Genomic DNA, 12,822 nt, shown 5'->3' with positions numbered 1-12,822 from the left:
CGGACTCCGTTCGGCGCGAATGCCGGCGGAAAGGGGCGTATTGTAGCACTGCGCGGCATCTGTCCGTGACAACGCCACGAATGGCCGTCACGCCGGTTCGCGCGGCGGGCCGGGGCAGGCCCGCGCGGTCGGGAGACAGACCCGATCGGGGCATCTCGATCGGCCAGTGGGCGATTTCAGGGGTCTGTTCCCGGATCGTCCTGCCCGATCGCCTGCTGCCCGCCCGCGTGCCGGGCCGTCAGGCCCGGGAGCCAGCCGCCGGCAGGCACCGGCGGTGCACGACCCACGTTCGTGCCGGGCGCTCAGCCCTTCTTCTTTTTCTTCTCGACCTGTACGCAGTCGCCCAGCAGCGGCGGCGAATTCTGGTCGGCGATCTCGTCGCGCAGCGTCGCTTCCTTGCCCTTCGTCCACCACGTATAGCGGCCGGCCTGATAGCGCGCGCCCGACGCCGACACGGTGTCGACGAACAGCATCTGCTTCCCGTTGACCGGCACGAGCGCGAAGCTCTGGCCGTTGCCCGCGAGCCAGTACGACACGCGCACGGGCTGCTTCTGGTTCGCGCACTGGTAGACGGTGAACTGGCGCGAGTCCGCGTCGATCTCTTCGACGGTCAGTTGCGCGGCATGCACGACGGAAACGGCAGTGCCGGCGAGCACGAGCGCGGCGAGGGTTTGGCGAATCATGCAGGTCCTCTCACGAGACGGGTGGAAACGCGCCCTCGCAGGGGCGCGCGATTATTGTTGGTGATCGTGCCGGGTATCGTGATCAGGGATCGATGACGTCGGCACACGCGTCGGTCGGCGCGGCCGCGAGGTGGCCGACGAGCGGCACGATCTTGAGCCCGGCCGAGGCCACCCGGCAGGGTGCGGCCGCGACGCCGCAACCCGCGAGACTCGCGACAAGCGCCAGCGCGGCGGCCAGTTTTCCAATACGCAACCAGTTCGGCGTCATCGTCCTCTCCTGGTTACGTCAGCGGGCCGACACGGGCCGGACGGCCGCGGCGGCGCGCTTCGCGCGTTCGCGGGCTTCGTCGACGGTCGCGCCGGTTGCCAGCGCGACGCCCATGCGCCGCTTCGCAAAACTTTCCGGCTTGCCGAACAGGCGCAGGTCGGCGCCCGGCACCGCGAGCGCTTCACGCACGCCCTCGAACGCGATCCCGCGCTCGTCGAGCCCGCCGTAGATCACGGCCGACGCAGCCGGCGTACCGAGCGCCGGATCGACCGGCAGCCCGAGAATCGCGCGCGCGTGCAGCTCGAATTCCGACTGGCGCTGCGACGCGAGCGTGACGAGGCCCGTGTCGTGCGGCCGCGGGCTCACCTCGGAGAACCACACGTCGTCGCCGCGCACGAACAGCTCGACGCCGAACATCCCGCGCCCGCCGAGCGCCTCGGTGACCTTGTGCGCGATCTCGCGCGACTTCTCGAGCGCCGCCGCGCTCATCGGCTGCGGCTGCCACGACTCGACGTAGTCGCCCGCGACCTGCACGTGGCCGACCGGCTCGCAGAAGTAGGTGTGCGTGGCATTCGTTGCCGGATCGATCGCGCGCACGGTGAGCTGCGTGATCTCGTAGTCGAAATCGACAAAGCCTTCGACGATCACGCGGCCGTGGTTCACGCGGCCGCCCGCCATCGCGTAGTCCCACGCCGGCTTCACGTCGGCTTCGGTCTTCACGACCGACTGCCCCTTGCCCGACGACGACATCACGGGCTTCACGACGCACGGCATGCCGATCTTCGCGATCGCCGCGCTGAATGCTTCGAACGAATCCGCGAACGCATACGGCGACGTCGGCAGGCCGAGCTCCTCGGCCGCGAGCCGGCGGATCCCCTCACGGTTCATCGTGAGCTGCGTCGCGCGCGCGGTCGGGATCACCTCGGCAAGGCCGGCCGCCTCGATCGCCGCGAGCGCGTCGGTCGCGATCGCCTCGATCTCGGGCACGATCAGGTGCGGACGTTCTGCCTCGACGAGCGCCCGCAGCGCGGCGGCATCCGTCATGTCGATCACGTGCGCGCGATGCGCGACCTGATGGCCCGGTGCGTCCGGATAGCGGTCGACCGCGACGACTTCGACGCCGAGCCGCTGCAACGCGATGATGACTTCCTTGCCGAGTTCGCCGGCGCCGAGCAGCATGACGCGCGTGGCCGAGGGTGAGAGCGGCGTACCGAGCCGCTGACCGATCTGCATGTGATTACCCGCTTCTGGTGGAGGACGAAAACGGCTCCGATGTTAACACGCGCCACGACACCGGTTTGGCGCGTTTCGCCGTGCCGGCAACCGGCCGCGGGCCGCCCGCGAGCGGGCTGCGAACGTTTTCACGCGTGAAGTGTCGGCTCGCCTGTCGCGGGGCGGGTGCGTTACTCTTACGCCTTGATCAGAATCCGATGAGGAACGAGGCTCATGTCCCACCTGTCCGCCGCCGCACGCGCACGCACCGGCCTGCTTCGCCCGTTGCGCGCGCCGCTCTGCGCGTTGACGCTTGCCACGCTTCTCGCCGCCTGCGCGATGCCGACCAACCCCGATTCCGCCGCCCCCGCGCCCGACCCGTACAACCCCGCCGCCGTCCAGCTGCTCGACGACACGAGCTGGGAGCTCACCAGCTGGCTGAACGCCGACGGCACGCCGCGCACGATCCCGCACGGCGACAACGGCGAGCCGATCAAGCTCGCACTGTCGACCGATTCGGGTATCCGGCGCGCCAGCGGTTTCTCGGGCTGCAACCGCTATATGGGTACCTACGCGATCAAGAACGGCCTGTTGAGTTTCGGGCCGCTCGCCGGCACGCGGATGGCCTGCCCGAATACGCTCGGCGGCCAGCTCGAAACCGCGTACCTCGACGCACTCGCGCACATCGACAAGACCGGCGTGCAGATGCGCGAGCCGCAGCAATTGCAGATCGTGACCACGTCCGGCGCAACGCTGACCTTCACGCACCGGAGCCCCTGATGCACGGCGCGCGCGAAGGCCGACCGACCGCCTTCGCGTGGCGCGCCATGCGCGTGTGCCAGGCACACGCGTCGCGCGGCGTGAATCGGATGCACGCCGCGTTAGAGTCTTGTTCGCCGGCCGGTTAAACTCGGCGGGTCGCGCCCCGCGCGCCCCTCCCCACTCCTGTTTCAAAGCATGCACACGGTTGTCTTCGGCTGGTTCGGCATCTCCGCCGTCTGGTTCCTCCTTCTCTTCTGGCGTCTCGTGCAGGCGGTGCTGCCTGGCGGCGTCGGGCTCGCCGGACGCGGCTCGATCCGTCTATGGCTCGGCTTCGCCGCGGTGTTCGTGGCGAGCTGCACGCTGACGAGCCCGCTGTCGGGCCCCGACACGAATGCGCTCGGCCATGCGTTCTCGGCAGGCTTCGCCCACGTGCTCGGCCCGATCGGCACGCCGGTCGCGATGGTCGTGCTGTTCTTCGCCGGGCTGCCCTGGCTGACCGGCATCGGCTGGCGGCAGTTCGCCGCGTGGGTCGACACGTCGTTCGGCGTCAAGCTCGCACGCGACGGTGGCGACGACGACGCGCGCGGCATCGCGGACCTGCCGCGCAGCGCACTGCATCGCGACGACGACGTCGTCCAGCCGACTACCGCGCATACCGTCAATTCGATGGCGCCGCGCCAGAACGGCCGGTACTCGCGTCCGACGCTGTGGAAACCCGACCCGCAGGCGCGGCCGAAGCCGCGCAGCAGCACGCCCCCGCGCCCCCACGTGGAACCTGTCGCACCGTCGGGCTGGTTGAAGCCGAGCGCGACCCAGCGCAGCATGCCGACACCGCCCGCGCCGATCCCCCCGGCCAGCGCGATGCCGCCGCCGACGACCGGCAGCACTGCCAGCCTCGCGCGTGCAGCCGCGAACTCGCAAGTCCCGCGCCCCGATCCGGCCCCGCTTCCTGCCGGATTCGAACCCGTCCGCCCGCGGCCGACTGCCGCGCGACCGGCCACCGCCGCGTTGAAGCCCACCCCGCCGCGTACCACGGTCACGCCGCGGCCGGCCAGCACGCAGCCGCAGCGCCCGCCGGTACGCCCCGCTGCAGGAGCCGGTTCGGCCGGCCTGCCGCCGGATGCGGCACGACGTCGCCCGGCGCCGCAAACACCGACGCGTGCGCCGCTCTATGCATGGACGGAGAAGCCCGCCGCGCCGATCACGCCGGCGCCGAGCGTGCACGATACGCTGCGCTCGATCGAGGCCAGCACCGCACAATGGGCGACGATGGGTGGTCCGCAGTCGGGTGACGCGGCGCACGCGGCGGCCGCAGCCGCAACCGTCGCCGGTGTAGCCGCGGCAGCAGCCGGCGTTACAGCGCCGGCATCGGCAGCAGTGTCGACCGGGATCGCCGCCGCGACCCACGGCCTCTCGGCGCATGACGCCGGTGCTCCGCTCACTCACGATGCGGCGCCTGCGTACGACGACAACGCGCCGATCGTGCTCGACGCGTTCATGCCGGCAGCACCCGCTGTCCACGTACCGATTGCCGATGTGGGCGCCGTGCCGTTCGCCGCCGCCGCGCCGCACCCGCTTTCGAATCCCGGCATCGGCGATGCCGCGTTCTCGCATCACGCCGATGACGAGATCCGGCACACCGATGATGCATTCGCGTCGCCGGCCCCGGGAGTCACGCCCGTACCGTCGTTCGACGCACCCATCGACCTCGCGCCGTGGGAAGACCTCGCCAGCCAGCCGGTTTCCGCGTTCGACGCATCCGCCTGGAACCCGGTTACCGAGTCATCGACGGACGTGACGCAAATGGAACCGGCCGACGCTGCTTCCACGCAACCCGGGCTCGACGCGGTTCGCGACATCGCCGGAAGCAACCCGCCGGCATCCATCGATACCGACGACACGTACACGGCGCAACCGGCCCCCGCCATCGATCGCGCGGCAGTGTCCCGCGAGCTGCAGGGCGTCGCCGACGTGAAGCCTGCCGGGAACATCACGCCGTTCGCGGCCCTCCCCTCTTCGCCGGTCGCCGAGACGACGCCGCGCGCAAGTGCCGAAACCAGGCCGTTCGCGGCGGCGCCGGCACCGGAAACAGCCAAGCCGGACACGCTGGATCCTGCCGCACCGCTGTCGGCAATCGCTCAAGGCGCGGCACCGGCGGCGGCATGGACGTGGACGCCTTCTACGGCGCAGCCTGCCGCGACGAATACGCCAGTCACCTCGGCATTGCCGAAATCGCCGGTTGCAGCTCAACCGTTTGCCGCCGCGCAAACGGCTTCGGCTGCCCCTGCGTCGCCGCTCGTCGGCGCCGCCGACGGTTTGACCACGCCAGCATCCGCACTCGCATCGCGCAATGCACCGGTCACCGCTACCGCTTCATCGGATCGCGTGACCTCTTCTGCATCTGGTTCGCTTGCTCAACCGGCCGCATCGGGATCGACCGTCTCATCCGTCGCATCGACATCCCCGATCGGCGTGACCGGCGCTGCGTCGGCTCCGCTTTCGCAGCCAGCCGCTTCGGCATCGACCGTTGCGTCCGTTACCTCGGCCGCGCCGGTTAGCGTTGCGGACTCGACTTACGGGTCGTTCCCCCGTGCATCGACGCCCGCATCGCCCGTCGCGCCCGTCGTGACGGCGTCGACGGCCAGCCCGTCGGCTTCGACATCCGATTCGACCGCGCCCGCACCAGCCGCCACGCCGGCGATCGCTCCCTCGACGCCCGTGAACGCTGTGTCCGGCTCGATCGCTGCTCCGTCTTCCGCGCACGCCCCGACGCATCCGGCCACCCCGGCAACCTCGTCGACGGGTACGACATTCGGCACATTCGGACCCTCCGGCGCAATCGCATCGCAGCCGGCCGCAAGCCTGCCCGTGCCGCCGGCGCCGACCGCCACGGCAGCAACGTCCTCCGGCGCAGCCGCACCGATCGCCGCCGCCGCGACTTCGGCGCAACCGATCGCCGGCTCGCCCGTCGCGCCGCTCGGCTCGCTGGCGTACTTCGGCGCAACCGCCACGACACCGGCTCCGTCGATCGCTGCCGCACCTGCGGCAATCGAAACCACGACGTTCGCGCCCCCGCCCGCCCCGGCCTCGTCGCCGACGAGCTGGTCCGTGTCGAATGTCCCCGCAACACCGGCAGCCCCGTCGGCCGCGGCACCGCAATCCGCCGCGACACTCCCCGGCGCGAGCCTGTCCACACCGGCGACTGTCACGACCGAACCGACGATTCCCGTTGCCCCGCCGGCCGAAGCAACCGCCGTCACGGCAACCGAACCCGTCGCACCTGCCGCAGCCGGCACACCGGCCCCCGACAGCCCCGCACGCCCGCCGCGCCCGAACGCGTTCGAATTCCACGCACCCGCGTCGTTCAGCGTCGAACTGCCGACGCTCGACCTGCTCGAGCCTCCATCCGGCGACATCGAAACGATCACCGACGAACACCTCGCGCAGACGGCGCAGGTGATCGAACAGCGGCTGCAGGAATTCAAGGTGCCGGTGACGGTGGTCGGCGCGTCGGCCGGCCCCGTGATCACGCGCTTCGAGATCGAACCCGCGCTCGGCGTGCGCGGCAGCCAGATCGTCGGGCTGATGAAGGACCTGTCGCGCGGCCTCGGCCTCACGTCGATCCGTGTCGTCGAGACGATTCCCGGCAAGACCTGCATGGGCCTCGAACTGCCGAACGCGAAGCGCCAGATGATCCGCCTGTCGGAAATTCTCGAGTCGCGCCAGTACCAGCACTCGGCCTCGCAGCTGACGATCGCGATGGGCAAGGACATCACCGGCCATCCGGTCGTCACCGATCTCGCGAAGGCGCCGCACATGCTCGTCGCGGGCACGACGGGCTCGGGCAAGTCGGTCGCGATCAACGCGATGATCCTGTCGCTGCTGTACAAGGCGACGCCCGAGGACGTGCGGCTCATCATGATCGACCCGAAGATGCTCGAGCTGTCGGTCTACGAAGGCATCCCGCACCTGCTCGCGCCGGTCGTCACCGACATGAAGCTCGCGGCGAACGCGCTGAACTGGTGCGTCGGCGAGATGGAGAAGCGCTACCGGCTGATGTCGGCCGTCGGCGTGCGCAACCTCGCGGGCTTCAACCAGAAGATCCGCGACGCGGAAGCGAAGGAAAAGAAGATCGGCAACCCGTTCTCGCTGACGCCCGAGGATCCGGAGCCGCTGTCGACGCTGCCGCTGATCGTCGTCGTGATCGACGAACTGGCCGACCTGATGATGGTCGCCGGCAAGAAGATCGAAGAGCTGATCGCGCGCCTCGCGCAGAAGGCGCGCGCGGCCGGCATCCACCTGATCCTCGCGACGCAGCGTCCGTCCGTCGACGTGATCACGGGCCTGATCAAGGCGAACATCCCGACGCGCGTCGCGTTCCAGGTGTCGTCGAAGATCGACTCGCGCACGATTCTCGACCAGATGGGCGCCGAATCGCTGCTCGGGATGGGCGACATGCTGTTCCTGCCGCCGGGCACCGGTTATCCGCAGCGCGTGCACGGCGCGTTCGTCGCCGACGAGGAAGTGCACCGGGTTGTCGAGTACCTGAAGCAGTTCGGCGAGCCGCAGTACGAGGAAGGCATCCTCGACGGCCCGGCCACCGACGGTGCAACGCAGGACCTGTTCGGCGATGCGCCGGACGCGGAAGCCGATCCGCTGTACGACGAAGCCGTCGCGTTCGTCGTGCGCACGCGGCGCGCGTCGATCTCGTCGGTGCAGCGGCAATTGCGCATCGGCTACAACCGCGCCGCGCGCCTCGTCGAACAGATGGAGGCGGCCGGGCTCGTGTCGCCGATGGGCATCAACGGCAGCCGCGAGGTGCTCGTACCGGCCGCGGCCGACTGAGCGCGGCGGCCGGGCGGCCGCCGTCAACCGATACGGGCGCACCGGGAAACCGGCCGCCCCGAAAAACAAAGGGCGCTGCATCGGCAGCGCCCTTTTTCATTTACTGCTGCACCGGCACCAGCTTGAAGTCGACCGGCTTGCCGACCGCCACCTTCTGCGGATTCGGGCCAAGTTGTCCCGTTTCGACATTGCGGCTGAACACGTAGAACGTATCGCTGTCCTGGTTGCCGACGATCAGCCACTTGCCGGTCGGATCGATCAGGAACTCGCGCGGCGTCTTGCCGAGGCTCGACTGGCGGCCGACCAGCTTCAGCCGGCCGTCGGCCTGGTTCACCGCGTAGATCACCAGGTCGTTCGCGTCGCCACGGTTGCTCACGTACAGGAAGCGGCCGTCCGGCGACAGGTGGATCGCACCGCCGCCGACCTTGCCCTTGAAGCCCGGCGCGGTCATCGACACGGTCTCGACCGGCGTCAGCTTGCCGTCGTGGTAGCCGAACACCTCGACCGACGCATTGAGCTCGCTCGTCACGTACGCGTACCGGCCGTCGGCGCTGAACACCATGTGACGCGGGCCCGAGCCCGCCTTCACCGGCGTGTAGCGCGTGTCGGTCGGGCCGATCAGCCCGCGGCTGCCGTCCACCGTGTAGCGGTAGCCGTAGATCTTGTCCGCGCCGAGATCCTGCACGAACAGGTAACGGCCGTCCGGCGAAAACACCGTCGAATGCACATGCGCGCCGTCCTGGCGGCCCTTCACCGGCCCCGTACCTTCGTGGTGCACGCTCAGCACGGCCTCGCCGACCGCGCCGTCGTCGCGCAGCGGAAACACCGCGAAACTGCCGCCCGGATCCTTCGCGACCGAGTAATTGGCGGTCACGAGGTACTTGCCGTCCGGCGACAGCGCGAGATAGCAAGGATCGTTCCCTTCCGACGACACGCGGTCGATGAAGCTCAGTGCGCCCGTCTTCGCGTCGAAGCGGAATGCGCTGACGCCGCCGCGCTGCGTCGCCGGCCCGTCGTCGCCGGGCAGTTCGTTGACCGCGTAGACGGTGCGACCGTCGCGGCTCGGCAACAGGTACGACGGATTCACAGTCTTCGCCGACGACACCGGCGCGACGCTGCCGGTTTTCGTATCGAAGCGGTAAACATAGATTCCGTCGCTGCCGCCGCCCGTATAGGTGCCGACGAGCAGGTTGTAGACGCCGTCGGCCGGGGCGGGCGATTGCTGCGCAAATGCGTGGGTCGCGGACAAGGAGAGCACGATCGCGAAACCTTTCATCCAGTGAGCGAGCCTAAGCGGGAACCCTCGTGTCGAAGCGCGTGCGTCACGCTCGCGTAAACGGTTGGGCATTGAATCCTCCTTGCATCGAGTCGCTTCAAGTGTTGAGATAGGACGAAACGCCGGCCGTTCATGCGCTCCGCCGCCCGGCCGAGTATACGGGGCGCGGCGCCAGGGCGTGAAGCCCCGGCTGCCGCCGTCCGCATTGTGAACTCGAATACCCAAGGATCGCTGCCCATGCCTGCCCTGATCGAAGACTACGCCCTCGTCGGCGACGGCCACACCGCCGCGCTGATCGCAAAAGACGGCTCCGTCGACTGGCTGTGCTGGCCCCGCTTCGATTCGGGCGCCTGCTTCGCGGCGCTTCTCGGCACCCCCGAGCACGGCCGCTGGCTGCTCGCGCCGGCCGCCGACGCCGCGATCACGCACACGACGCGCCGCTATCGCGGCGACACGCTGATTCTCGAAACCGACTACGAAAGCGCCGACGGTGCCGTCACCGTGATCGACTTCATGCCGCCCGGCAACGGCTGGTCCGAACTGGTGCGGATCGTCGTCGGCCGCCACGGCACGATGAAGATGCGCATGGAGCTCGTGCTGCGCTTCGACTACGGCTTCTCGATCCCGTGGGTCACGCAACTGACCCGCGAGGACGGCATGAAGGCGATCGCGGGCCCCGACACCGTCGTGCTGCGCACGCCGGTGCCGCTCACCGGCGAAAACCTCCATACGCTCGCGGAATTCACGGTGAGCGCCGACGAGCGCGTGCCGTTCTCGCTCAGCTATGCGGCGTCGCACCTGCGGCTGCCGCCCGCGCGCGATCCGCTGTCGATGCTCGCACGCACCGAGAACTACTGGCTCGAATGGTCGGGCCGCTGCCAGGTGCAGGGCCGCTATGCGGCCGCCGTGCGCCGGTCGCTGATCACGCTGAAGGCGCTCGCGTACGAGCCGACCGGCGGCATCGTCGCCGCGCCGACCACATCGCTGCCCGAGAAGATCGGCGGCAACCGCAACTGGGACTACCGCTACTGCTGGCTGCGCGACGCGACCATCACGCTGCTCGCGCTGATGCGCGGCGGCTACTATGACGAGGCGCGCGCGTGGCGCACGTGGCTCGGCCGTGTGATGGCCGGCTCGCCCGAACAGATCCAGATCATGTACGGGATCGCCGGCGAACGCCGGCTGCCGGAAATGGAGCTCGACTGGCTGCCCGGCTACCAGGAGTCGAAGCCGGTGCGCGTCGGCAACGGCGCCGCGAACCAGCTCCAGCTCGACGTGTTCGGCGAGGTGATGGCCGCGCTGCACCTCGCACGGGTGGGCGGCCTGCAGGCCGACGACACGGTCTGGTCGGTGCAGTGCGCGCTGCTCGATCATCTCGAGAAGATCTGGCAGGAACCCGACGAGGGCATCTGGGAAACGCGCGGCGGCCGCCGCCATTTCACGTTCTCGAAGGTGATGGCGTGGGTCGCGTTCGACCGCGCGATCAAGTCGGCGGAAATGTTCCGGCTGCCCGGCTCGCTCGACCGCTGGCGTGCACTGCGCGACCAGATCCATGCCGACGTGTGCAACAACGCGTGGCACGAAAGCAAACGGGCGTTTGCGCAGAGCTACGGCAGCGACGAACTCGACGCCAGCGTGCTGCTGATGCCGCTGCTCGGCTTCCTGCCGCCGGAAGATCCGCGCATCGTCGGCACGGTCGAGGCAGTCGAGCGGGAATTGCTGCACGACGGGCTCGTGATGCGCTACCGCACGACCGACTACGACGACGGCCTGCCGCCCGGCGAAGGCACGTTTCTCGCATGCAGCTTCTGGCTGGTCGACAACTATGCGCTGCTCGGCCGGATCGACGACGCGCACCGCCTGTTCAGCCGGCTGCTCGCACTGTCGAACGACCTCGGGCTGCTCGCGGAGGAGTACGACCCGGTGGCCGGGCGGCTGGTCGGCAACTTCCCGCAGGCGTTCTCGCACGTGGCGCTCGTGCATACCGCGATGAACCTGATGCACCACGAAGACGCGATGGCGCGCGCAGCCGGCCAGCCCGCGCCGGCCGTCGCCACGGGGCGCTGAACGGCGGCGCGAGCGGCTTGGTCAGAGAACGTCAAATCGCAAAACTTTGATGAAAAATCGGGGAAATGTTGCATTGCACCACCCATCGTTGTCCGATATGATCGACGCGATTGTCCGGCTGCAGTGCAACATGGCCGGTCGCTGACCCACACGGCACGCCGCGACGCCCCACGCCGCCCTTGCGCACCGTCCCCCACGCGGGAGTAGTCTGCATGCTTTACCAACTGCATGAATTCCAGCGCGCCATGCTGAGCCCGCTGACGGCCTGGGCCCAGGCCGCGTCCAAATCGTTCGCCAATCCGTCCAGCCCGTTCTCGCTGATGCCGGGTGCGACGCGGATGGCCGCCGCGTACGAGCTGATGTACCGGCTCGGCAAGGATTACGAGAAGCCTGAATTCAATATTCACCAGATCGTCAAGGACGGCCACAACATCCCGATCGTCGAGCAGACGATCGTCGAGAAGCCGTTCTGCCGGCTGCTGCGCTTCAAGCGCTATTCGGACGACGCCGACGCCGTCACCCAACTGAAAGACGAGCCGGTCGTGCTGGTCTGCGCACCGCTGTCGGGCCACCACTCGACGCTGCTGCGCGACACCGTGCGCACGCTGCTGCAGGATCACAAGGTCTACATCACCGACTGGATCGATGCGCGCATGGTGCCGGTCGAGACCGGCCCGTTCCACCTGCACGACTACATCGCGTATATCCAGGAGTTCATCCGTCACATCGGCGCGCGCAACCTGCACGTGATCTCGGTGTGCCAGCCGACGGTGCCGGTGCTCGCGGCGATCTCGCTGATGGCGAGCCGCGGCGAGGACACGCCGCTCACGATGACGATGATGGGCGGCCCGATCGATGCGCGCCGCAGCCCGACGTCGGTGAATTCGCTCGCGACGCAGCACTCGACCGCGTGGTTCGAGAACAACGTGATCCACACGGTGCCCGCGAACTATCCGGGCGAAGGCCGCCAGGTGTATCCGGGCTTCCTGCAGCACACGGGCTTCGTTGCGATGAACCCGGAGCGGCATGCGCAATCGCATTGGGATTTCTACCAGAGCCTGCTGCGCGGCGACGAGGACGACGCCGAAGCGCACCGCCGTTTCTACGACGAATACAACGCGGTGCTCGACATGGCCGCCGAGTATTACCTCGAGACGATCCGTGTCGTATTCCAGGAATTCCGGCTGGCGGAAGGCACGTGGGATGTCGAAGGCGAGCGCGTGCGTCCGCAGGACATCAAGCACACCGCGCTGATGACGATCGAGGGCGAACTCGACGACATCTCCGGCAGCGGCCAGACGCACGTCGCGCACGAGCTGTGCACGGGCATCCCGCAGGACGATCGCCGCAGCCTGACTGCCGAGAAATGCGGTCACTACGGGATTTTCTCGGGCCGCCGCTGGCGCACGATCATCTATCCGCAACTGCGCGACTTCATCCGCGAGCATGCGCCGGAGCCGAAGCACGGCGTGACGAAGGATGTCCCGGAGGCACCGGCTGCCACGACGCTCTCCGCCGTGCCGGCCGGCGACGCACCGGCCGAAGCGACGCGCGCCACCGCGGCGAAGCGCACGCGCGCGAAAGCGCCGGCCAAGGCCGCCGCACCGGCTCCCGCGAAGGCTGCACCGGCCGCGAAACGCGCCGCCGGCAGCGGCACGCGCGCAAAGACCGTGCGCGCACGCAAGGCCGCCTGACGCACCGCGTTCCGA

The 12,822-nt window shown here is 69.0% G+C and carries 8 protein-coding genes; 4 read left to right on the top strand and 4 right to left on the bottom strand.

Annotation, left to right across the window (positions count from 1 at the left end; all coding sequences use genetic code 11):
* Positions 1-302: 302 nt before the first annotated feature.
* The 3 genes from BDI24065_RS17425 to purT all read right to left on the bottom strand — a co-directional run bounded on the left by BDI24065_RS17425 (position 303) and on the right by purT (position 2,184).
* Positions 303-683, bottom strand: a complete 381-nt coding sequence (locus BDI24065_RS17425; RefSeq protein WP_175032315.1) for an MliC family protein — start codon at positions 681-683, stop codon at positions 303-305.
* 82 nt (positions 684-765) lie between these two features.
* On the bottom strand, positions 766-951 hold the full coding sequence (locus BDI24065_RS17420) for a DUF6726 family protein (RefSeq protein ID WP_174915828.1): 186 nt from the start codon (positions 949-951) through the stop codon (positions 766-768).
* Between the two features lie 18 nt (positions 952-969).
* On the bottom strand, positions 970-2,184 hold the full coding sequence (gene purT, locus BDI24065_RS17415) for a formate-dependent phosphoribosylglycinamide formyltransferase (RefSeq protein WP_175032314.1): 1,215 nt from the start codon (positions 2,182-2,184) through the stop codon (positions 970-972).
* Positions 2,185-2,397: 213 nt separating this feature from the next.
* Between purT and BDI24065_RS17410 the strand changes: the two genes are divergently transcribed.
* Positions 2,398-2,943, top strand: a complete 546-nt coding sequence (locus tag BDI24065_RS17410; RefSeq protein ID WP_175032313.1) for an META domain-containing protein — start codon at positions 2,398-2,400, stop codon at positions 2,941-2,943.
* A gap of 177 nt (positions 2,944-3,120) precedes the next feature.
* Positions 3,121-7,770 (top strand): DNA translocase FtsK, encoded by a 4,650-nt coding sequence (locus BDI24065_RS17405; RefSeq protein ID WP_175032312.1) that lies wholly within the window; start codon positions 3,121-3,123, stop codon positions 7,768-7,770.
* 100 nt (positions 7,771-7,870) lie between these two features.
* Here the strand turns inward: BDI24065_RS17405 and BDI24065_RS17400 are convergent, their stop codons facing one another.
* On the bottom strand, positions 7,871-9,118 hold the full coding sequence (locus BDI24065_RS17400; RefSeq protein WP_175032311.1) for a lactonase family protein: 1,248 nt from the start codon (positions 9,116-9,118) through the stop codon (positions 7,871-7,873).
* 165 nt (positions 9,119-9,283) lie between these two features.
* Between BDI24065_RS17400 and BDI24065_RS17395 the strand changes: the two genes are divergently transcribed.
* Positions 9,284-11,113 carry a glycoside hydrolase family 15 protein gene (locus BDI24065_RS17395; protein ID WP_175032310.1) on the top strand — a complete coding sequence of 610 codons (1,830 nt, stop codon included), beginning with the start codon at positions 9,284-9,286 and terminating at the stop codon, positions 11,111-11,113.
* A 212-nt stretch (positions 11,114-11,325) separates the two neighbouring features.
* On the top strand, positions 11,326-12,807 hold the full coding sequence (locus BDI24065_RS17390; RefSeq protein WP_175032309.1) for a polyhydroxyalkanoate depolymerase: 1,482 nt from the start codon (positions 11,326-11,328) through the stop codon (positions 12,805-12,807).
* The last annotated feature ends 15 nt before the right edge of the window (positions 12,808-12,822 follow it).

Source organism: Burkholderia lata (assembly GCF_902499025.1).
GTDB lineage: Bacteria > Pseudomonadota > Gammaproteobacteria > Burkholderiales > Burkholderiaceae > Burkholderia > Burkholderia lata_C.
The sequence above is the reverse complement of the archived record's forward strand: the minus strand, read 5'-3'. Positions and strand labels throughout refer to the sequence as shown.